The sequence below is a fragment of the Nocardia sp. No.11 genome (genome assembly GCF_038752175.1).
Taxonomy (GTDB): Bacteria; Actinomycetota; Actinomycetes; order Mycobacteriales; family Mycobacteriaceae; genus Nocardia; species Nocardia canadensis.
The window spans coordinates 74,096-96,325 of the sequence record NZ_JBCGFB010000006.1; the positions used below are offsets into that span (position 1 = coordinate 74,096).

Genomic DNA, 22,230 nt, shown 5'->3' on the forward strand with positions numbered 1-22,230 from the left:
ACGACAGTGCCCTCCCGGCCACGCTCATGCGCCCGGCTCCGGGCGCGCAGGCGCTGGTGTGGGTGTCGCCCGTGGTCACACCGCCATCTCTCCTTGTCGATGAGCGGCGCCGCCGGTGGCCGGAGTGCGGCCGTGCTTCATCACCAGTGCGAGCGAAAGGGCCGCCACCGACGCGACCGCGCAGACCCAGAAGCCCAGCCGGTAGCCGTGATCGCCGAACAGGTCGGGCAGCGGGGTCGCCGGTTGGGCTTGCCCGCCGACCGAGACCAGTGCGCTCATGCCGTTGTCGTGCAGCAACGCGGTGACGACGGCCAGGCCGATCGCCACGCCCATGGACTGCATGACGCCGAGCATGCCGAGGCTGATGCCCTGCTGCTCCTGCGGCACCGCCTCGACCAGCAGGATCGGCATGCTGGCGTAGTACATCCCGAAGCCGATGCTGAAGATCGAGTTCACGATCAGGAAGGTGGTGGTGGTCAGCGGCAGCAGCGCGAACGCGATGCCGGCACCGGCGAAGACGACCAGGGCGACGACCAGCGGCAGCCGGGCACCGATCCGCTTGGCCAGCAGGCCCGCCACCGCGCCGAAGACCATCGTGATCATCGAACCGATCAGGGCGATCCGGATGGCGAACTCGAGCAGGGAGTATCCGCTGCCGTAGCTGTATCCCGGATCGAGGGCCACTTGCACCGCCTCGGGCGGCAGCGCCTGACCGGTCAGGCCCTGGATCTCGGCCAGCGCCGCCTGCCGCACACCGGCCACGACCGTCGACTCCGGCGGGGTCTGCGCCATATAGGCGATGGCATAGGAGACGATGCCGATCTGCAGCGATGCCAGGAGCGCCCCGCCCAGGACCAGTGCGACACGCGGATGGAAGAGCAGCCGCATGTCCATGATCGGTGTCGTCACGCGCTTTTCGACGACAACGAACAGAACCAGCAGCGCGATGCCGGCGATCAACCAGGACACCGTGGTCGGCTTCGCCCATCCCCAGTCGTGGCCCTTGTCGACGTAGATCAGGGTGAGCGCGGCGCCGCCGGAGAGCAACGCCGCGCCGACGACGTCGATCCGCTCGGCGACCCGCAGCTTGGACTCGGGCACGAGGAACCACACCAGTGGCATCATCGCCAGGGTGAACGCGGCCAGTACCCAGAAGATGGCGCGCCAGCTGTGGTTGTCGACCAGGTAGCCGCCCAGGATCGGGCCCGCGATGGAGGCGACACCGAAGCCCGTCGCGGTGAGTCCGAGCGCGAGCGGAACCATGGCGCGCGGCATCAGGTCCCGGATGAGGCCGTAGGCGATCACCGCGGTGGCGATGGCGGTGGCCTGCAGGCAGCGGCCGAGAAGGAAGACGGCCCAGTTCGAGGTGGTCGCGTCGAGCACACAGCCGATGACGAACAGGGCACCGCAGATGAGGAACATCCGCCTCTTGCCCCACACGTCACTCATCTTGCCGATCAACGGAGACGCGGCCGCTCCGATCAACCCGAAAACGATGATGGCCCAGTTGATGTCGGCCCCGACACCGGGGAAGCTCGGCGCGATCTTCTGCAGTGCCGCCGCGACGATCGTGTACTGCATCGGGGCGATCTCGGAGAACAGGACGATCACGGCGAGCACCGTGAGAATCCTTGTGCGCGAGGCGCTGTCGAGTCGTCCGGTGTCGTTGTCGTCGTCTTTGTCGAGTTGCGAGGTACTGGTGGACATGGCCATGCTCCGTTGTTCGGTCGAATGGTCGAGCAGTCGGGTCAGTAGATATGGGCGGTGTGCGGGAGATCGGCAACCGAGGTGCCTACCTGCACGACGAACTCGCCGGGCTCGCTCTCCCAGCCGGTGGGTCCCCAATGCTGGAAGGCGCGATCGGGCAGGGGGATTGCGACGGTCCGGGAATCGCCGGGAGCCAGGGTGACTGCGGTGAAACCGGCAAGCCAGCGGACCGGTCGGTCCACGGCGCTGTCCGGGCGCGAGAGATAGACCTGAACGACCTGTTTGCCGTCGCGATCTCCGGTGTTGGTCACCGTGATCGACACGGTGCGCCCTGCCACGACGAGGTCGTCGGTCGACCACGTCGTATAGCCGAGGCCGTGGCCGAAGGGGTAGGCGGGTTCGGTGCCCGCCCGCAGCCACGCGCGATAGCCGATGTGGATGCCCTCGGTGTAGTCGAGGACGCCGTTGACCGGCGTGGTGTTCAGGACCGGGACGTCGGCCATGGTCTTGGGCCAGGTGGTCGGCAGCCGGCCGCCGGGTTCGGCGGTGCCGGTGAGCACATCGGCCAGTGCCGCGCCGAACTCCTGGCCGGGGAACCAGGACAGCAGCACGGCGGCGACGTCGTCGCGCCACGGCATCTCCACCGGTGCGCCGGAATTCACCACGACGACGGTGCGCGGGTTCACCGCGGCGACGGCGGCGACGAGCTCGTCCTGCCGGCCGGGCAGCCGCAGCGAGGTGCGGTCGACACCTTCGCTCTCGATCTGCTCGGTGGTGCCGACCACGACCACGGCCACCCCGGCCGCGCGCGCCAGTTCGACAGCGGCCGCGAACTCCTCCTCGTCGTCGCGCTGGGGACGCCGGACGCCGAGGGTGGCGCCGAGGATGATCCCGAGGCCGGGCATGGCCTCTTCGATGCTCGTCACGAGCCGCACCTCGACCTCGTCGCCGACGGCGAGGGTTCGGGTCACGTGACGCTGGGGCGGGTCGAGCAGCGCCGCGGCCGGATCGCCGGAATCCAGCGGCACGTTCTCGTCCAGCACGGTCTCGCCGTCGAGGTCGAGCCGGATGTGGCCGACGCCGCCGAAACCGATCTGCCAGTCACCTGCCCTGTCGGCGCGCAGGCGGGTGCGCATCTCGACCGTGTTCGACTGCGCGGCCAGCGGTTCACCGAGCAGCACGAGGCGGCTGGTGGTGCGGTGCTGGGTGCCGAGCACGGTGTCGTCTTTCAGGAACCGCGCGGACAGGCCCGGTTCGCCGGTCTCGGGATCGGTCATGATCGCCACCGGGGCCGGAATCAGATCCTCGGACAGGTGAACGCCCGCGGTGTGGGTCAGTGGCAGGCGGCCGGTCAGGCCTTCCACCGGGGTGGTGGTGTGGCCTGGGATCACGGTCGCGCTGCCGCCGCCGAGGAAGCGGGGTTCGCCCGCCGACGGACCGAGCAGCGCGATGTTCGTCTCCGGCCCCAGTGGCAGGACACCGTCGTTGCGCACCAAGACCATGGCCTGCGCGGCGACCCGGCGGACCAGATCCTGTGCTTGCGCGTCGGTGAAAACCGGTGTGGGTTGCGGTGTTCCGTCCAGAGCGCCGACGCGCTCGGCGAAGCGGAGGATGCGGCGCACCTTGTCGTCGATGGCCGACTCGGCGATCTCGCCCGCGCGCACGGCGGCGGCCAGCGGCTCACCCCACAGGTACGGCGGGCCGGGCATACACAGGTCGGTGCCCTGCGCCGCGCTCTCGGTGGTGCGCACGGCGGTCCAGTCCGAGACCACCACGCCGTCGAATCCCCAAGTGCCCTTGAGTGGTTCGTCGAGCAGGGGATTCTCGGTCATGGTGGTGCCGTTGACGGCGTTGTAGGCGTCCATGATCATCCACGCGCCCGCCTCGACGGTGCGTTCGAACGGGTAGAGGTAGAGCTCACGCAGTGCCCGGTCGTCGACGCGGACGTCGACAGTGAAGCGCTCGGTCTCGGAATCGTTGGCCACGTAGTGTTTCGGGCACGCGCTGACGCCGTGCGCCTGCACCGCCCGCACGTAGGCGTCGGCCATCTCGGCGGTGAGGAGCGGGTCTTCGGAGAAACACTCGAAATGTCTGCCGCCCAGCGGGGAACGATGCAGGTTCATCGTCGGGCCGAGGACTGCGTAGACGTCCTTGCGGCGTGCCTCGGCGGCGATCAGGGCGCCGATCTCGCTGAGCACCGCCGGGTCCCAGGTCGCGGCGACCGCGGTGCCGGAGGGCAGGCTCACCGACGGGTCGCGTTCGTCCCAGTTCTCGCCGCGCACACCGGAGGGGCCGTCGGAGACCGGCATCTCGGCGAGTCCGAGCGCGGGGTCACCGGCCATCCGGAACAGGCTCGCACCGGAGATCAGGCGGAGCTTGCCGTCCAGATCCAGTTCGGTGAGTAGTTCCTCGAGGTGGTCTTGCATGAAAGACGCAGCCTTTCCTAGGTCAGCGGGTGATGGTGCTGGCTTGATCGGACCAGTGGGGGTTGTGCAGTATTTCGCCGGTCTCGGTGAGGAACGCGGCGCGAGCGGCGGAATCGCCGCGCAGTCGGTCCATGAACCAGGCGGTGACGTAGCCGAGGTAGCGGTAGACGCCCTCGGTGCAGCTGTAATTCGTGCAGTGCGGCTGGCCCTGGACGTCGTTGTGCTGGGCGCCGACCACCGCGGCGCGGGCTTTGGGCAGTCCGGCGGGCAGCGCGTCGTAGTACGCCTGCATCGACTGCATCCCGATCAGCTGCGGCGGGAGTTGCTGCGTCGAGGGCGAGGCGCCGTCGGCCGTGCCGTTGACCAGCAGCACCGAGCCCGAGGTCACCGCGGTGGGGTCGACGCAGGGGCTCTGGCCGTCGACGGTCGGCAGTGACCCGCAGGCCGCCGACCACGGCATCTCGAGCGTCAGCGCGGTATCGACGGCGCCGCCGCCGCGGGCGAGCGCGTTGATCGCGCCGAGGCCGCCCTGCGAATGCCCCGCCGCGCCCACAGCGGTGATGTCGATCTTGCCGTGGAAGATGCCGGTCTGGTCGCTGTTCTGCTGAGCCAGGTACCGCACCGCGTCGAGCAGTTGCACGCCGGTGCCGGTGTCGGTGCGGTCGGCGGCGATCACCACGAATCCCCAGGACGCCAGGTGCGCGAGCAGATACGCGTATTCGCGCGGGTGAGCCAGGGTGCCGTTGCCCCAGGTGATGACCGGGTGCACGACGCCGCCGGCGCCGAGGTCGGCCGGGTACCAGATGTCGTAGCTGTCGCCGGTCGATGTGCAGCAGTCGATACCGGTCCGCTCGGTCACGGCCCACGGGCCCGGCGCGTAGTAGGTGGCTTCGACGGGGGCGGTGGGTCGGTAGGGCGGCGCCGCCCCCGCCGGGGTCACCCCGGTCGCGGCGGCGACCAGTAGCGCGAGGGAGATCAGCGCGACCCGCGCGCCAGTGCGCGGGCGCCGACCGGACAAGACAGTTCTATTGCTCACGATCTCGGACGATAGGGAGATCCACGGGCCGGACCACGTGGTCAGCGCCGTCTTGCAGACTGTTTGCAGACACCCCGCGCGGGGGAACACCGGCGACGTATTCTCGACACCGATGAACGAGTCGGCCCGCAGTGTCGCGGACCTCGCATGAGCGAGGTCGGCTCCGCGTTGCGTGCGGCGCGCACCGCCGCGGGGATCAGCCTGCAGGGGATGGCCGCGCGCACGAACTATTCCAAGCCGTACCTCGGTCAGCTCGAGACCGGGGCCCGGGCGGTGCGTGCCGAACACGTGGCCGCCTACGAGTCTGCACTGGACACCTCGCTGACTGCTCTGCACGACCGGCTGACCGTCGAGTCGGTCAGCGAACTGGACGATCTGCCCACGCAGCTGTCGTCGCTGCTGCTACCGCCACACGGCGCGCACGGCCGTGGCGAGCACCCCGCCTTCGCCGCGACCGAGCTGGCGGCCGCCGAACAGCTCGTGACCTGGGCGCGAGGCAGGCAATGGAGCGACGGGCAGGCGCCGCGCCACGCGGTCACGGCCTGGCTGGCCGCGAATCTGCCACGGTTGCAGCAACTCTCGGCTGCCCAGCGGCACGGTCGCGCCCTGCGGATCGGTGCGGAACTGGCCGATATCGCCGCCGCCATGAGCTGGGACGTGGAGGACATCGTCGCGGCCCGCCGCTACTCGGTGGCCGCCGCTCGGCTGGCCCACGCCGCGGGCGACACGGTGCTGACGGCCGCGATCCTCACCGAGTCGACGTGGCAGTTGCTCGACAGCGGCAGCCCGGCGGAGGCACTGGAGATCGCCCAGCTCGCCCAGTATCTGGCGCGCCGCACGGCGACGCCGCTGCTGCGCGTGGCGCTGGCCGAGCTAGAGGCCTACGCGCACGGCATTCTCGGTGAACAGGCGGCGTTTCAGCGCGCGATCGTCGTCGCCGCGGAATGCCGTGGCGAAGCCGCGGCGACCGCGTCCGCCGATCACCCCGCCGACCGCAGCCTGATCGCGGCCACCATCGGCATGCTCCTCGGCCCGCGTCGGGACTGGCCGGGGCCGGGCCAGCAGTCGCGGCTACTCGGAAACAGCTACCGGCAGCTCATCGCGACCCGGCCGGATCTGGCCCGGATCGCCTTCGGCGACGTCCACCCACCGGTGCCGCGGGAATTCCTGACACCGGCGATGACCGCGATTTCCTCGGCTCGTCTGCAGTTGATGCTCGGCGATCCAGAACAGGCGGTCGAGCAGGTCGAACTGGCGTTGTCGTTCGAGGGCAACCCGACCGGCCGCACTGCGGCCCGGCTGTCCGACTTCTGGCACGAGTCGGTGGAGTTCGCCGCGGTTCCGGCGGTGAGCGACGTCCGCGGCGCGATCCACGACATGGTCGGGCTCGGCTGAGCTCAGCCGGTGGCTGCCGTGCCGCGCCTGCCGAGCAGCAGACCGATGAGCCCGGACTCCTGGCTCTGCGTGCTGATCATGTCGCGCGCCGCCTGTTCGACCGGGCCGCCGGTGGACAATTCGTCGAAGGTCTGGGCCATGGCCACCCCGCCCTGGTGGTGGCGATACATCAGACGCAGGAACTTCGTTTCCGCCTCCGCGCCGTGGGCCTGGGCGAGAGCGTCGAGGTCGGCCTGGGTGGCCATGCCGGGCATCGTGGCCGACACGGCGTGGTGATGGCCGGTCGGCATCCACGACATCGGGTGCGGGTTGGTCGGGGTCACCGCGGCCAACCGGAGCCAGCCGAGCATCATGCCGATCTCCAGACGCTGGGCGGCGGCGATCTGATCGGCCAGCTGCCGCACCGTGGGATCGACGTCGGCGGCGAGACGGTCGACCATCATCAGCGCCTGCTGATGGTGTCCGGTCATGTCCTGCACGAAACCGATCTCGGTCGGGGTCAACACCGGTGTGGCCGTGACGTTCTCGGAGACCACCAGCGGTCGCAGAGCTGCCCCGAGCACCAGCAGGAGCAGGATCGAGGCGGCCACTGCGGCGCCGAGGGTCACCCGTCGACTCATGCGCCGACCGTCGTGTGCTGGTCGGCGGGCGGGAGGTACACCTCGGGCGACAACTCCAGGGTGAGCAGGCCGTTGTCGGCACAGGCCGCCCACAGCTGATTGCCACGCCATTCGGGGGCCGAGAAGCACCAGTCGGTGGACAGATCGCCGAAGGCCACCTCGCCGGTACGCGAGCCGATCGCCTGCTCCGGATCGAAGGCGCCCGACTCGACGGCCTGCAGGACCGAGGGCGCGCTGAGCAGCGGGACGCCGATGATCGAAGCGAGGGCATGCGGGGAGTTCCACAGCTCACTGTTCTGGCCGGTACGCGCGGGTGGGTTGTAGTACGCGATCTCGCGCACCCGGAGCGGGTCGCGCACATCGAACACCCGGATGCCCGAGGAGATCCAGCCACACGCGAGCGCGGTGGGGTTCACCGGCCGGTCGGCGGAGCAGTAGTGGGCGTCGTAGGCGAACAGCGAGCCGCCCATGCTGGAGGCCATCGCGCTGTCGCGGTGCTGGGACAGATTGATCTCCAGCTTGATCGTGTTCACCACGCGCGGGTGGGTGTCGTCGGAGATGTCGATGAGTTTGACACCGCCGGAGCCCGCCTCGTCCGCGGTGAACAGAAACGGCACGCCGTTGTAGGTGACGGGCACGTTCTGCTGGGTCGCCCAGCCGTCGGTCCAGGTCAGCTGGGAGATGATCGGCACCTGCGGGTCGGGGTCGCGTCGCTGGACCGCGGAGGTGTCCAGGATGGTCAGCCCGCCCATGTTGTTCGCCAGATACAGGCGGTTGCCGTCGGCACGCAGGCCCATGCCGTGCATGGACTGACCCGGCATGCCCTGCCAGATCACGCGGGGGTCGGCCGGATCGGTCAGGTCGACGGCGCTGACGATGCCGGGGATGACGCCCGAGGCCCAGTAGGTGCGGCCGTCCGGGGAGAAGCCGCCTTCGTGCGCCGTGATCTGCACCGGCAGACGCAGGTCGGTGCCGGGGCCCGGGTTGAGCAGGCGCGGGTGCGCGCAGTCGGAGATGTCGTAGACCGAGATCAGCCCGGCGCCGGTGAAAGCGGGAACGCCGGTGCCGACCAGCAGCTTTCGCGCCGCGTTGACCTTGAGGCTCTCCCAGGTCCCGGCCAGCATGGCCGGCTCGGTGAGCGTTGCGGTGAGCACCGGGTTCGCCGGATCGGCGACGTCGATCACCTGCACGCCCTGGGCGGGCCCGAGTACGTTGCCGGGGAAGAAGCTGCCCAGGTAGACGCAGTGGTCGAACTGCGTCGAGGTGATTCCGGCGCCGCGCCCCGCGTAGCCGCCGATGCGGCTGATATTGCACCGGTAGCCCTGGGTGCTGCGGCCGCTGTCGCGGTCGGCGGCGGGCACGTCGCCCTGCAGGCCGGGTTCCGGGAGCGCATCGCCCGCGCAGCTCGCCCGGGCGACGGCGGTATCGGCGATCGTGCGGGTCTCCAGGACGACCCCGGTGGTGTCGGGCTGTGCGAGGCCGGTGGTGGTGGGAATCAGCAGTACGGCCGCCACGGCGATGAGCAGGCGGCGATAGGGAGTTCTCATGTCGTACTTTCGTGGTGGATGGCCAGGGTGACCAGGGCGTCGGCGGTCTGGCGGCAGAATCGCTCGCCGTCCTCGTCGCCGCGGGTGAGAGCGCGCAGCAGCGTTGCGCCGCGCAGGAATTCGAAGAGCAGATCGGGATCGCAGGTGGGGGAGACCTGGCCGGACTCGATCGCCGCGTCGATGGTGGCGCGTAGCGCGACCCGCGCCAAACCTTCGCCGCGCTCACGCAGCCGCTGGTAACTCTGCTCGTCGTCGTGATAGGCCGAGAGCAAGCCGGGAATGCCCGAGCGTGCCGCGGGGTGGGTGGCGGCGGCGAAGAACAACCGGGTCCAGGCCAGTAGATCGGCGCCGATGTCACCGGTGGGCTGTGGGACGACGCCGGTCTCGAGCGCGAAGATCGCGTCCTCGACAAGGTGGATCTTGTTGGGCCAGCGGCGGTAGATCGAGGTGGCGACGACCCCGGCCCGGCGCGCGACGCCCTGGATGGTGGTGGCCTGAAAACCTTGCTCCACCAGCAATTCCTGGGTGGCTCGCAGCACTTGGGCATCCAGCTGCGGGTCGCGGGGGCGGCCCGGCCCCGATCGGGCCTCGCGGCGTTCACTCACCGTTGTTCACTCCTCCGTCGGCTGGGCAGAGCGTAGCCGAGATCGGATCTTTTTAAAAACGCGTCATGGTGTATTCAAATTAGCTAACTTGAAACCTGTTCCACCCCACATTCGCGAAGGAAAGCCCATGCTGACTCCCCAGGACGAGCTGCTCTGCCATCAGTTGCCGACCACGTTCGACCACGTCGTCCAGAGCGATTTGCGCTGGACCGAGCGCATCGTGCTCTACGGCTTCGACACCACCGGCCGGGTCAGCGTCATGACCGGCATGGCCCGCTACCCCAACCGCAACGTCATGGACGCCTACGCGATGGTCACCATCGACGGCACAGCGCACGTGGCGCGCCTGTCGCGCGAGATCGGCGGCAAGTACGACGACCTGGGCGCCTGGCAGGTCGGCCCCTACCGCTACGAGATCACCGAGCCGCTGCGCGGGGTGCGCGCCAGCCTCGGCGACAACGACCACGGGGTGCGCCTCGAGCTGAACTTCGCCGGACAGTTCCCCGCCTACGAGCAGGAGCCCGCCTTCTTCCGCAGCCGCGGGCGGGTCCGCGAGGACGCGCGACGCTACTACCAGAACGGTGCGGTCACCGGCTGGCTCGAGGTCGACGGCGAACGCATCGAGATCGATCCGAGGACCTGGTGGTTCGGTCGCGACCATTCGTGGGGCACCCGGCACGGTGGTGGCGGCGGCAGTCTGGGCGAGGGGAGCGGCTTGCAGCCGTCCGAAATCCCCGACGGTGTCCTGTATTTCATGGGCATCTTCCAGTTCGACGACGAGTTGGTGCACTTCGCCCAGCGTGAGACCGCCGACGGGCAGCGCTGGCACTTCGAAGGCTCCATCCAGCAGCCCATCGAAGCGCAGGCACCGGTCGTGCCGATCGTCGGTGTCACCCACGACCTGAAGTTCCGCGACGACTTCCGGATCGTCACCGAGGGAACGTTCACGACGAATGCCGCCGACGGCAGCGTCCGTACCTTCTCCGTGACCGCGCTGCATGATTTCTGGCCCGGTCTGGCCGGCTACGACATGTACCGCGGCTACGCCTCGGGCATCTGGAAGGGCGAGTCCTACAGTGACGGCTTCACCGTCGACCTGGACGACACCGACGAACTGCGTCAGGTCAGCATGCTCACCGAGACCTTCTGCAAGGTCGAGAGCAACGACGGAAAGGTCGGTTACGGCCTGGTCGAGATGGTGTTCATGGGGCGCAACGCCCGGTACGGATACGAGGGCTACTGATGACCGCGCGACCCGCGGCAGAAGATCTGCCGACCGCAGTCGGTCCCGTGGTGTGCGCCGGAATTCCCGGTGCGAACGCCGCCGAGGTGACGAACTGGTCGGCCAGCCCACGCGGGTTGGCGACCGAGACCTTCCTGTTCGATCTGGAACGCGACGACGCCGAGCCCGTGTCGCTGGTGCTGCGCCGCCCGCCCGAGGTGGCGTTGTTTCCCGACTACGACCTGCTGCGACAGGTATTGGTCATGCGTAGACTCGCCGGCACCGCGATCCCGGTGCCCATCGTCCGCTGGCTGGATCGGGGCACCGAGGCCCTCGGCAGTCCGTACTTCGTGATGGACCGGATCGAGGGCAGCGCGCCCGGTGACCTGCCGTCCTATCATTCGGCCGGGCTCTACTTCGAGGCCGAGCCCGCCGACCGGGCCACGATGTGGTGGGGCTGCGTCGACACCATCGCCGAGATCCACCAGCTCGACTGGCGCACCTTGAGTCTGGACTTCCTGGCGTTTCCGGAATTCGGGACGGCGCCGCTCGAGCAGATGATCGGCTATGTCGATGCCGCGCTCGGCTGGGCCTCGACCACTCAGCCGCCCGCGCTGCGCCGGGCCGTGGACTGGCTGCGCGCCCATCTGTACGAACCCGAGCACGTCACGCTGTGCTGGGGTGACGCCCGCATGTCGAACATCCTCTACGACACCGAATTCCGGGTCACCGGCGTGCTCGACTGGGAAATCGCCTACCTCGGCGACCATGAGGCCGACCTCGCCTGGATGCTGTTCCTGGACTGGGCGTGTTCGGAATTCCAGAACACCGAACGACTTCCGGGTACGCCGACCCGGGAGGAGACCATCGCGCGCTACGAGGAGCGCAGTGGGATGAAGGTGCGCAACCTGCGCTACAACGAGGTATTGGCGGCGGTCCTGCTCAGTATTCCGCTGCTGCGGATGGCGCACCGGCTCCAGCTGCCGCCGGAGGTCGACGTCACCGCGTTCTGCGCTCAGCGGATCGAGCAGTTGCTGGCCGAGGGCTAGGGTCAGGTGTGGGCACGGGTCGCGGCGGCTCCGAATAACATTACAGTTTAGTATGTAATAGTGACTTCGGAGACCTCGCCGCGCCCCGGCCGTCCGCGCGACGCCGACAAGGACCTCGCCGTGCTCATCGCGGCCAGGCAGCTGCTGGCCGAGGTGGGTTATCCGCAGACCACGGTCGTGGCGATCGCCAAGCGTGCCGGGGTGAATTCGCCGGCCATCTACCGGCGCTGGCCGACTCGGCAGGCCCTGCTGGAGGAGGCCATTCACGGTCCGGGCGCGTACGCGCCGCCCGAGCCGACCGGCGACCTGCGCGCCGACCTGGCGACCTGGGTGCGCATCTTCCTCGCGCGCGCGGACAGTCCCGCCGCGCGCGCGGGGGTGCCCGGCCTGCTGGCGGATTCGCAGACCGAGGAGGCGCGGCGGCGGCTGCTGGCGATCGGGGCCCCGGTGCGCAAGGCGTTCGCCGAGTTGCTCGCGGGCGCGGTCGACGACGGCCGGATCCCGCCCGGCGCCGATGCCGAACTCGTCTTCGAGNATTCGCAGACCGAGGAGGCGCGGCGGCGGCTGCTGGCGATCGGGGCCCCGGTGCGCAAGGCGTTCGCCGAGTTGCTCGCGGGCGCGGTCGACGACGGCCGGATCCCGCCCGGCGCCGATGCCGAACTCGTCTTCGAGATACTCGCGGGGACAACGACATTCCACGCACTGTCGCGGGGTGGCGAACAGGCCGACCTGTTCGTGTCGCGGATGGCCGACGCGCTGTACGCGCTGGTGTCCGCAGGCTGACCGGCGGCGGGGGAATGTGTGACTCTCGCACCCGTCTAATAACGTTACATGCTATTATGTAATTATGATCGCAGTGCTTCCGCAGTTCGCGGCGGATCGATGAAGGTCGATCTCCAGTTGAACGGTCGTCCCGACGAAGCCGTCTCGCGGGCAGCCGAATTGATCGCGTGCGGCGCCGATGGTCTGTTCACCTTCGAGGGGCCCCACGACGTGTTCCTGCCGCTGACCCTGGCGGCAACCGGTGCCGAACCGGTCGACCTGATGACCAACGTCGCCATCGCCCTGCCGCGCAGCCCGATGCACCTGGCGCACACGGCCTACGACCTGCACCTGCTCAGCCGGGGCCGGTTCCGGCTGGGCCTGGGCTCGCAGACTCGCGCGCACATCGACAAGCGGTACGGCGGCCAGTGGTCCCGGCCCGCGGCGCGGATGCGCGAGGTCGTCCTGGCGGTCAAGGCCATCCTCGGTTCCTGGCAGGACGGCACCCCCTTGCGCTTCGAGGGTGAATTCACCCGGCACACCCTGATGCCGCCCACCTTCGTTCCCGGTCCCAATCCCTATGGCGTGCCCGAGATCTGCCTGGGTGCGCTCGGCCCGATCATGACCAGAACCGCGGCCGAGGTGGCCGACGGACTGCTGGTCATGCCGTTCAACAGCGCCCGCCATTTCGCCGAGCGCACCGTGCCCGCTATTCGGGAAGGACTCGCCCGCGCCGGTCGCGACGCTGCCGACCTGGCGATCTATCCCCAGGTGATCGTCGCGATTGGCCGGACCGCCGGCGAACTCGAGGCCGCCGCCGTCGGCGTTCGCCGGCTGCTCGCCTTCTACGGGTCGACGCCCGCCTACCGGCCGGTCCTCGAGGTGGAGGGCTGGGGTGAGCTCCAACCCGCGCTGAACGCGCTGTCCAAGCGCGGGGAGGTCACGGCCATGACCGAACTGATCGATCACCGGATGCTGCGGACGCTCGCCGTCTACGGCACCCCCGAGGAGTGCGCCGCCGAGATCGTGGCGCGCTTCGGTGCGGTCGCCGAGCGGATCTGCTGCTATTTCCCGGGATATCCCGTCGCCGACGCGCACATCCGGGACCTGGTCACCGCATTGCAGGTCGCATGAACGAGGTCGAGATCGATATCGCCGACGGTGTCGCGGTGGTGACCTTGAACCGGCCGCAACGCCGCAATGCTTTCACCGCCACGATGGGTCGCGCGCTGGGCCGGGCCTACCGCGAGCTGGACGCCGACGACACGGTCCGGGTCATCGTCCTGACCGGTACCGCCCCCGCCTTCTGCGCCGGAGCGGATCTGGGTGGCGGAGCGGCGACCTTCGACCGGCCCGACCGCGCCGCCTTTTCCGCCTCCCCGGTCGACCCGCCTGCCTTCGCCCTGCGGAAACCGGTGATCGCCGCGGTGAACGGGCACGCCATCGGCATCGGGCTGACCTTGGCGATGCAAGCCGATATCCGCCTGGTCGCTGCCGACGCCCGCTACGCCATTCCGCAGGTGCGCCTCGGTGTCGTGCCCGACGCGGTGGCGCATTGGACCGTGGCCAAGGTGGCGGGTCTGTCGGTCGCGGCCGACATCCTGTTGTCGGGGCGGACGATCGACGGCGCCGAGGCGGTGCGGCTCGGCCTCGCCACCCGCAGCCTGCCCACCGCCGATGTCCTGCCCGCCGCCCGCGCGATGGCCACCGACATGGCCACCAACGTCGCGCCGATGTCGGCGGCATTGAGCAAAAGGCTGCTGTGGGACACCGCGATCCACGGCTACGACCCCACCCGCGTCGCCGACCTCGAAACCGAACTGCACCTGCGGGTGATGGGTAGTCCCGACGCCACGGAGGGGATGCGCGCCCGGCTCGATCACCGCACGCCGGTGTGGTCTGCCCGGCTGTCGACCGACTGGCAGGACTTGCCGCGGTCGTGACCTTCCGGTCGCACTCGACAGGGCGAGCGGAGCTGCACCGGCCTGTGCTCGTCCGGTCGTAGACCCTCTTGTCCGTTCCTCTCGACACCACGCGGTGCCGTCGAAATCCACACAGGTACTCGCTGTTTCAGCCCCCAGGAGTTTCCGATGTCCCTCGCCGTAGACGCAGACCAGCAGGCACTGGCGGAATCGGTCGCCGCGTTCGCGCGCAAGATCGCCCCGCTGGCGCAGACGCGCGAGCACCTGTCCGACTATACGGCCGGGACCATGCCTGCCGAGGCATGGACGGCATTGTGCGAGCAGGGCTTACACGCGCTGCACCTGCCCGCGACCTACGGTGGCGACGACTGTGGACTGGCCACACTCACGGTCGCCGTCGAGCAACTGAGCACAACGCTGTTTCCCGGGCCCTACCTGCCGACCGTGACCGCTAGCGCGCTCGCCATGGCCGCGGCTGACGCCCAGGCCCTGCTGGCCGACTTCGGCGCGGGGATGACCGGAGCGGTCGCCACCGGCCCCGACCTGCGTGCCACTCGCGACGGCGACGGCTGGGTGGTATCGGGAACCTCCGATCCGGCCATCGGTCTGCCCGGCGCCGAACGAGTGGTGGTGCGCGCCGCCATCGACGGCGATCCGGAAGCGAGCGTGTGGTTCTGGCTCGACTCCGTTGACGTGGTCGCCTCCGGCACTACCGACCCCGTTGAGGTCCCCGCGGTTCAGCTGACTACCGCCGAAGCCGTCGACCTCACCCGATCGCTCGGGCGCGCTGCGTTCGAGGCCTACCGCGTGGATCCGGCACGGGTCCTCGGTGGCATCGACCCTGCCGTCGCGCAGCTGTGGACGACCACACTGGCCGCCGCGGAAGCGACCGGAATCTGCCGGTGGTGTCTGGACACCACCGTCGACTACGTCCGTGTCCGACACCAGTTCGGTCGTCCGATCGGCAGTTTCCAAGCGGTGCAGCACAAGACGGCGTTCATGTTGGTCCGGGCCGAGGTGACGAGCGCGGTGACCTGGGACGCGGCCCGCGCCGAGAGTCAACCGGCCGAGCAGCGACTCCTCGCCGCGGCGAGCGCCGCGCTGACCGCGCTGCCCGCCGCCATCGACCAGGCGGTCGATTGCGTGAGTCTGCTCGGCGGCATCGGATTCACCTGGGAACACGACGCCCACCTGTACTGGCGGCGCGCGATCGCCCTGGCCGCCACGGTCGGCGGTGAAGACGCGGCGGCTCGCGAGCTGGGGGAGCGGTGCCTGCGCGCCGAGCGTGACTTCGCCTTCGTCACCGCCGAGACATTGCCGGCCCTGCGCGCCACGGTCGGCGCCGTCCTCGACGAAGTCCGCACGCTACCCGACGACGAAATCGCCACGGCGGGTTGGGCTCCCGCGCGAGGAGCGGCCCGCCGGGCCCGGTTGGCCGCCGCCGGCTTGGTCGCCCCGCACTACCCGCCGCCGTACGGGCTCGGCGCAGGCCCGGCCGATCAGGCCGTGATCGCCGAGGAATTCGCGCGCCGCGACCTGACCCAGCCCGAACTCGGCATCGGCGGCTGGGTGCTGCCCACGCTGATCGAACACGGTGACGACGAGCAGCGCGCGCGGTTCGTCACCGATACCCTGCTCGGCAAGATCATCTGGTGTCAGCTGTTCTCCGAGCCGGGCGCGGGATCGGACCTGGCCGGGCTGTCCACCGGCGCACGCAAGGTGGATGGCGGATGGATGATCACCGGGCAGAAGGTGTGGAATTCCCAAGCGGTGGAGGCGGACTGGGCCGTGTGCCTGGCCCGCACCGACGCCACCGTGCCCAAGCACGCGGGCCTGACGTACTTCCTGATCCCGATGGACGCCGACGGCGTCGACGTTCGTCCGCTCCGGCAGGCCACCGGGATCTGGGAATTCAACGAGGTCTTCCTCGACGAGGTCTTCGTGCCCGACACTCAGGTGGTCGCGAACCCCGGTGACGGGTGGCGGATCGCGGTCACCACCCTGTCCAACGAACGACTCGCCATGGGCTCGGCCACCTTCGGCCACGGCTCGAGCACCCTGGTGCGCCGCCTGCTGGAATCCGGCGATCACGCAGGCACCCGCGACGACGCCGTGCGCGTGCTCGGCCGCAACACCGCGCTCGAGCTCTCGGTCGCCGCGCTGAACCTGCGCAACGCCGTGATCAGGATGAACGGCAGCGCTGTCGGCGCAGGCGCGGGCGACAGCGTCCGCAAGGTCTGGCATGCCATCGCCCAGCGCGACGCCTCCCGCGCGCTGGTCTCGGTCCTGGGCCCCCGCGCCGCCGTCGGCGCCCCCGAACAGCCCTACACCTTCGACTTCCTCGGCCTGCCTGCCATCCTCTTCGGTGGCGGCACCATCGAGATCCAGCTGGATATCATCGCCCGCCGCGTGCTGAGTCTGCCCCGATGACAGGGCGTTTCGGCGACGGACCGCTACGCGTGGAGGTCGTGGCCGACGGGCTCGGCTTCGTCGAAGGCCCGGCCGTCCTCCCGGACGGCCGGATCGCGCTGGTCTCGATGAGCCGGGGCAGCGTCTTGATCCTGGACCCTGATGGCACCGTCGCTGCCGAGCATCACACCGGCGGCGGCCCCAACGGCCTCGCCGTCGGCGCCGACGGCGCACTGTACGTCGCGCAGAACGGCGGTCGCTTCGCGGCGCGCAGCACCGCCGCACCGGGCATCCAGGTTATCCGCGACGGCCGCGTCGACTACGCATTCCGTGGCCTGGAATCACCGAACGACCTGGTCTTCGGACCCGACGGCCGACTGTGGGTCACCGACTCCCGCGCCGACGCCGACTTCCGGCGCCCGGAATCCATATCCCCGGGCCAGGTCTGGGCCATCGACCTCGACACCGGGCGACCCGAGCTGATGGCGCAAGGCCCGATCTTCGTCAACGGTATCGGCATCAGCCCCGACCATCACACCCTCTACGTCACCGAAACAGTGCACGCCCACATCACCGCGTACCCCCTCGTCGCAGGCGCCCTCGAACACGCCCGCATCCTCGCCACCCTCCCGGCCGCGCATCCCGACGGACTCGCCGTAGACCCCACCGGTCGCCTCTGGATCGCCACCACCACCGCAGACCGCATCGACGTCCTCACCCCCGAAGGCCTCCCCCTGACCCAGCACCCCCTCCCACCACGCAGCATGCCGACCAATGCCTGCCTAGGCCCCGGCCCGGCACTGTTCGTCACCGCCGCGGGCACCGGCAGCCTGCTCCGACTCACCCCCGAGTGACGCCGGGGCGGGCGTTCATCTGATCGATCAGCGAGTCCGATCATCCCCGCCGCGCGCCCGGGAGCGCGCGTTTTCGTGGTGGATTGTCCTGTGGGGCAACAGGATCAGCTCGAGAGCTGGGTGGTCAGGTCGTCGATGTAGGTGCGGAACAGGGATGCCATGTCGACGCGTTCGGGGTCGAGGAGCCATTGCAGTTGCAGGCCGTCCATCATGGCCGAGATCTGGCGGGCTACGGCGGGGGCGTCGATGTCGGGGCGGAAGGTTCCGTCGGTGACGCCGCCTGCGAGGGCCTCGGCCAGGTAGGTTTCCAGGATTCGGTAGCGCTCGACGACCCAGGCACGGGCGGGGTGGTCGCTGGTGACCGCCTCGCTGGTGACGACGGTGAAGAGCTGGACCAGGCCGGGGACGTGCATGTTGTGCTCGACCAGGCGGACCAGCTGTTGCAGGGCGTCCGTGCCGCGCAGTTGCCGGTTCATGCCGAGGCGGTCGTAGTCGAGGCGATCGCGGTAGTCCAGGACCGCGGCGAGGAGCGCCGCCTTGGTCGGGAAGTAGTGCAGCAGGCCGGTTTGGGACAGTCCGCAGCGCGTGGCGATCTCGGCGAGCGAGGAGTGGTGATAGCCGTTCGCGGCGAAGCTGTGCAGCGCCTGGTCGATGATCTGCTCGCGGCGGTCCTCGCCCCGTCTCCGGCGTTGGGGATGCGGCGTCATGAGCAGCGACAGTAGTCCGAACGGCGGGACCTGCAAACCGGAAGATAACGAACAAGTCACAGTACCGAGTGATCACTCGGGAACCTGGCACACTCGTGGCTGCCGGACTGGAATTCTGCGAGGGAAGGACCGCCGATGACTCGGAGCACCGAGGCAGTGATCGAATCGATCACGCTGCGGGGTGGCGCGGGTGCGCTCGCCGGATGGGAGATCACCCCGCCCTCCGGAACACCGGAACTCGGCACCGTGGTGCTGGTGCCGGGCTTCACCGGCTCCAAGGAAGACTTCGAAGCGATGCTCCCGCTGCTCGCGGCGGCCGGATATCGCGCGGTCGCCTACGACCAGCGCGGCCAATGGCAGTCGGAGGGACCCGACGACATCGCCGGCTACGCCATGGCCGATTTCTGCGGTGACCTGCACGGTGTCGTCGATCAGGTGTCGCCGCGGGCGCCCGTGCATCTGGTCGGGCACTCCTTCGGCGGCTATGTCTCCCGCGTCGCGGTGGTCGAGACACCCGCGCGGTTCCGTAGCCTCACCCTGCTGGCGTCGGGGCCGTCATCCGTCGAGGACATCAAGTTCCCGCCTCCGCAGATGGTGGCGCAGGTGGTGGAGACGGCAGGCCAGGAATTCCTGTGGCAGCAGATGAGCGATGCCATGGCCGCCGCCGGTCGGACGCCCTCACCCGAGCGCGCCGAGTTCCTGCGCAACCGGCTCGTGCGGACCGAGAAGGCGAACATCCTCGGCATTCTGAAATGCATGCAGACCCCGCCGCCGGTCGATCCCGCCGCGCTGCGCGATGCCGGAGTGCCGCTGCTGGTCGCCTACGGCGACACCAACGACCTGTGGGACCCCGAGGTCCATGAGAACTTCGCTCGGCAGCTGCGGGCCAGGACCGCGGTGTACCCGGGCATCGGCCACGTGCCGAACGAAGACGTCCCCGCACAGGTCACAGCCGACCTGGTGAACTTCTGGAGGGAACTGGCATGACCGACGACATCGACGACCTGCTGGACAAACTGGATCTGGCGGCCAAGATCCGGCTCATCTCCGGATCCGGTGTCTTCCGCTTCGCGGGCGAGGAGAGCATCGGCCTGGTCGAGATGCCCGTGTCCGACGGTCCCTCCGGGGTGCGCGGCGAGACCTGGGACGAGCGCGACCCCTCGATCAGCCTGCCGTCCGGCTCGGCACTGGCCGCCACCTGGGATCGTGAGTTGCTGGCCGAGATCGGCGGGCTCGTCGCCGCCGAAGCGCGGCGCAAGAATGTGTACGCGGTGCTCGGCCCGACCGTCAACCTGCACCGGAGTCCGCTCGGCGGAAGGCATTTCGAGTGCTTCTCCGAGGACCCGGTGCTCACCGGTGAGATGGCCGTGGCCTACGTGTCCGGCGTGCAGGCGCACGGCGTCAGCGCCTGCCCGAAGCACTACGTGGCCAACGACTCCGAGACCGAGCGCTTCACCGCCGACGCGATCGTCGACGATCGCACCCTGCGGGAGCTGTATCTGTACCCGTTCGAGCGGGCGGTGGCGGCGGGCGCGTGGATGATCATGAACGCCTACAACTCGGTCAACGGCGTCACCATGACCGAGAATCCGCTGCTGGACGAGCCGTTGAAGGGCGAATGGGGTTTCGACGGCGTGGTGGTCTCGGACTGGACCGCCGTGCGCTCCACCGCGGGCGCGGCCAAGGGCACCGACGTCGCCATGCCCGGACCGTGGGAACTCTGGGGGGCGCCGCTGGTCGAGGCCGTCCGCGCGGGTGCGGTATCCGAGGCAGTGATCGACGAGAAGGTCCGCCGCATACTGCGATTCGCGCAGCGTGTGGGCGCGCTGAACGGAACGCCGCAGCAGCCACCGGCTTTCACCGAGGCGGCCGCGCGCCGGTTGGTACGTGATGCCGCCGCCAAGGCGATGGTGCTGGCCGCCAACGACGGGGTGCTGCCGCTGGGCGAGCCCGCCCAGGTCGCCCTGCTGGGCGCGGCGGCCGCCCAGCCGCGCCTCGGCGGCGGCGGTAGCTCGACAGTTGTTCCGTCGCACACCAGGTCGCCGTTGCAGGGCCTGCGCGAGGTGCTGCCGGTGGCGCACACACCGGGCGTTCACCTCGACGAGAACATGATCGCGGTGCCGCTGGACATCGTCACCGATCCCGAGACCGGCACCGCGGGCGTGCACCTGCGCTTCCTCGACGGCGAGACCGTCCTGCACTCCGAACACCGCACCGCGGGCAATCTCATGCTCTTCGGTACGCCGTTCGCCCTGCAGGCCACCTCCGTCGAGGTCCGTGGTCGCCTACGCGCCGATGCGGCGGGGGAGTGGCGAATCGGCTACGCGGGCGTGGGCACACTGCGCCTCGAGCTCGACGGTGAGACGGTGCTCAGCGAGACCGTCTTCCCCGAAGGCGGCGATCCGGTCGAGATGTTGCTGAATCCGCCGCAGCGCTGGGTCACCCGGACCCTCGCCGAGGGCGACGAGGTCGATGTGCGGATCGAGCTGGTTCCCGCTCTCGACAAGGGCCTGCCCGCGATGGGCCTCACCTTCGGCATCGGCCGCCCGCGCCGCTCCGCCGACGAAGAGTTCGCCGCCGCGGTGGAATTGGCGCGGACCTCCGAGGTCGCCGTGGTCGTGGTCGGTACCACCGAGGCGATCGAATCCGAGGGCTACGACCGCACGGACCTGTCGCTGCCGGGCCGCCAGAACGACCTGGTGGCGGCGGTGGCCGCGGTGAACCCGCGAACGATCGTGGTGGTGAACGCCGGCGCGCCGGTCGAAATGCCGTGGCGCGACGACGTGGCGGCCGTGATCCTGGCCTGGTTCCCGGGCCAGGAATTCGGCGATGCGCTCGCCGATGTGCTCACCGGCGTGACCGAACCCGGTGGCCGGCTGCCCACCACCTGGCCCAAGGCGATGGCCGACGTGCCGGTTTTGGATACCGCGCCGGCCGCCGACAACACCCTGCCCTACCCCGAGGGCATCCACATCGGCTACCGCGCCTGGCTGAAATCCGGTGTGGCTCCGGCCTACCCGTTCGGTCACGGTCTCGGCTACACCAACTGGGAGCTCGTCGACCTGACCGTGCAGGGGCACACCGCCACCGTCACCGTCCGCAATATCGGTGCGCGTTCGGGCCGCCAGGTGGTGCAGGCCTACCTGTCCCGCGAGGACAGCACCGTCGACCGCCCGGTGCGCTGGCTCGCGGGCTTCGTCGCGGTGGAGGCCGAGGCGGGCGAAACCGTCACCGCCACCATCGAATTGCCGCAGCGCTCCTTCGAGCACTGGACCGACCAGGGGTGGACCGTCGAACCGGGCGCGTTCACCCTGCATGTCGGCACCTCGGTCGCCGCTGTCCCGCTCACCGCGGAAATCAGCTGATCCGGCGCTCGTCCCCGAGCCGGAAGCAGGCGACCGAGGTGTGGTTCGCCGTCGACGTGGAGCCACTCGATACCGAGGTCGCGTGGGTCACCGATGGGAGTGCCGACCAGGCTGGTTCCGATGCGCCGCGCCGTTCGAGCCGCTCCGTCCACGGGTCAGCACGTGACCACCGCCGAATGCGTCGGTATGGAATCGCGAGAGCACCTCATCGCGAGCGGGAACCGGATGCGGCGATCCGCGACGACTGCCGACCTCAGCTCGTGGTCCGGGCGGCGACCAGTGCGGTGCAGGCGGTGGCGACGAGGGCGACGGAGTGATCGGCGTCCTCGCTGAGCGATCGCAGGGTCGCCAGTGCGTGGGTCCCGGGCAACTCGACCAAGGCCTGGACGAGCCGGATCCGGATGGCGGCATCGTCGGCGTGCGCGGTCAGCGCGTGGGTCAGCGCACCCAGCACGCGATCGGCGGATCCCGGATCCTGGGCGAGCGCGCCGAGGACCTCACCCGCCTCGACATCATTGGCGCCCGCGATCACCATGGCCACCAGGATCGGTTCGGCCGCGCTCACCCCGCGGCTGCCGGCGGCCAGGGCGGCGGGGCCGCGGAC

The 22,230-nt window shown here is 69.7% G+C and carries 17 protein-coding genes and 1 pseudogene; 10 read left to right on the forward strand and 8 right to left on the reverse strand.

The features are described from left to right. Positions 1–75: 75 nt before the first annotated feature. From V8688_RS03620 to V8688_RS03630, 3 genes are read right to left on the reverse strand one after another with little or no spacing between them, the layout of a single operon-like run. On the reverse strand, positions 76–1,707 hold the full coding sequence (locus tag V8688_RS03620) for an MFS transporter (RefSeq protein WP_342800166.1): 1,632 nt from the start codon (positions 1,705–1,707) through the stop codon (positions 76–78). Between the two features lie 41 nt (positions 1,708–1,748). Then, positions 1,749–4,133 (reverse strand): glycoside hydrolase family 3 C-terminal domain-containing protein, encoded by a 2,385-nt coding sequence (locus V8688_RS03625; RefSeq protein WP_342800167.1) that lies wholly within the window; start codon positions 4,131–4,133, stop codon positions 1,749–1,751. Positions 4,134–4,155: 22 nt separating this feature from the next. Further along, complete coding sequence (locus V8688_RS03630) at positions 4,156–5,169, reverse strand: hypothetical protein (protein WP_342800168.1); 1,014 nt, start codon at positions 5,167–5,169, stop codon at positions 4,156–4,158. Between the two features lie 147 nt (positions 5,170–5,316). Between V8688_RS03630 and V8688_RS03635 the strand changes: the two genes are divergently transcribed. Continuing rightward, complete coding sequence (locus tag V8688_RS03635; RefSeq protein ID WP_342800169.1) at positions 5,317–6,564, forward strand: helix-turn-helix transcriptional regulator; 1,248 nt, start codon at positions 5,317–5,319, stop codon at positions 6,562–6,564. A gap of 2 nt (positions 6,565–6,566) precedes the next feature. Here the strand turns inward: V8688_RS03635 and V8688_RS03640 are convergent, their stop codons facing one another. The 3 genes from V8688_RS03640 to V8688_RS03650 are packed head-to-tail and all read right to left on the reverse strand — an operon-like array spanning position 6,567 to position 9,336. Then, positions 6,567–7,184 carry a DUF305 domain-containing protein gene (locus V8688_RS03640; RefSeq protein WP_218719137.1) on the reverse strand — a complete coding sequence of 206 codons (618 nt, stop codon included), beginning with the start codon at positions 7,182–7,184 and terminating at the stop codon, positions 6,567–6,569. Next, complete coding sequence (locus V8688_RS03645; RefSeq protein ID WP_316574527.1) at positions 7,181–8,731, reverse strand: hypothetical protein; 1,551 nt, start codon at positions 8,729–8,731, stop codon at positions 7,181–7,183. The genes V8688_RS03640 and V8688_RS03645 overlap by 4 nt, the downstream gene beginning before the upstream one ends. Next, the gene (locus V8688_RS03650) at positions 8,728–9,336 is read right to left on the reverse strand and encodes a TetR/AcrR family transcriptional regulator (protein WP_218719139.1); all 609 of its coding nucleotides are present in this window, start codon (positions 9,334–9,336) and stop codon (positions 8,728–8,730) included. The genes V8688_RS03645 and V8688_RS03650 overlap by 4 nt, the downstream gene beginning before the upstream one ends. A 127-nt stretch (positions 9,337–9,463) precedes the next feature. On the opposite strand from V8688_RS03650, the gene V8688_RS03655 reads away from it, so the two are divergent. From V8688_RS03655 to V8688_RS03685, 7 genes are all read left to right on the forward strand, one after another. After that, positions 9,464–10,579, forward strand: a complete 1,116-nt coding sequence (locus tag V8688_RS03655; protein ID WP_342800170.1) for a hypothetical protein — start codon at positions 9,464–9,466, stop codon at positions 10,577–10,579. Beyond that, a complete protein-coding gene (locus tag V8688_RS03660; protein WP_342800171.1) occupies positions 10,579–11,607 on the forward strand; it encodes a phosphotransferase family protein in 1,029 nt (342 codons plus the stop codon). Before V8688_RS03655 ends, V8688_RS03660 begins: the two co-directional genes overlap by 1 nt. Before the next feature lie 60 nt (positions 11,608–11,667). Further along, the gene (locus V8688_RS03665; RefSeq protein WP_342800172.1) at positions 11,668–12,390 is read left to right on the forward strand and encodes a TetR/AcrR family transcriptional regulator; all 723 of its coding nucleotides are present in this window, start codon (positions 11,668–11,670) and stop codon (positions 12,388–12,390) included. Positions 12,391–12,489: 99 nt separating this feature from the next. Further along, positions 12,490–13,503, forward strand: a complete 1,014-nt coding sequence (locus tag V8688_RS03670) for a TIGR03617 family F420-dependent LLM class oxidoreductase (protein ID WP_342800173.1) — start codon at positions 12,490–12,492, stop codon at positions 13,501–13,503. Next, complete coding sequence (locus tag V8688_RS03675) at positions 13,500–14,312, forward strand: enoyl-CoA hydratase-related protein (protein WP_218719142.1); 813 nt, start codon at positions 13,500–13,502, stop codon at positions 14,310–14,312. The genes V8688_RS03670 and V8688_RS03675 overlap by 4 nt, the downstream gene beginning before the upstream one ends. A gap of 147 nt (positions 14,313–14,459) precedes the next feature. Continuing rightward, positions 14,460–16,721 carry an acyl-CoA dehydrogenase gene (locus V8688_RS03680; RefSeq protein ID WP_218719143.1) on the forward strand — a complete coding sequence of 754 codons (2,262 nt, stop codon included), beginning with the start codon at positions 14,460–14,462 and terminating at the stop codon, positions 16,719–16,721. Further along, positions 16,718–17,554 carry an SMP-30/gluconolactonase/LRE family protein gene (locus V8688_RS03685; protein ID WP_218719144.1) on the forward strand — a complete coding sequence of 279 codons (837 nt, stop codon included), beginning with the start codon at positions 16,718–16,720 and terminating at the stop codon, positions 17,552–17,554. Before V8688_RS03680 ends, V8688_RS03685 begins: the two co-directional genes overlap by 4 nt. A 104-nt stretch (positions 17,555–17,658) precedes the next feature. On the opposite strand, the gene V8688_RS03690 is transcribed toward V8688_RS03685, so the two are convergent. Next, complete coding sequence (locus V8688_RS03690) at positions 17,659–18,261, reverse strand: TetR/AcrR family transcriptional regulator (RefSeq protein WP_218719145.1); 603 nt, start codon at positions 18,259–18,261, stop codon at positions 17,659–17,661. Between the two features lie 135 nt (positions 18,262–18,396). Between V8688_RS03690 and V8688_RS03695 the strand changes: the two genes are divergently transcribed. Both V8688_RS03695 and V8688_RS03700 read left to right on the forward strand, forming a co-directional pair. Then, positions 18,397–19,248, forward strand: coding sequence for an alpha/beta hydrolase (locus V8688_RS03695; RefSeq protein WP_218719146.1), 852 nt, complete (start codon positions 18,397–18,399; stop codon positions 19,246–19,248). Beyond that, positions 19,245–21,626: a glycoside hydrolase family 3 C-terminal domain-containing protein gene (locus V8688_RS03700; RefSeq protein ID WP_342800174.1), complete on the forward strand. Its 2,382-nt coding sequence runs from the start codon at positions 19,245–19,247 to the stop codon at positions 21,624–21,626. The genes V8688_RS03695 and V8688_RS03700 overlap by 4 nt, the downstream gene beginning before the upstream one ends. A 253-nt stretch (positions 21,627–21,879) precedes the next feature. Here the strand turns inward: V8688_RS03700 and V8688_RS03705 are convergent. Further along, positions 21,880–22,230 (reverse strand): annotated as a pseudogene (locus V8688_RS03705) (MerR family transcriptional regulator); the annotation flags it as partial.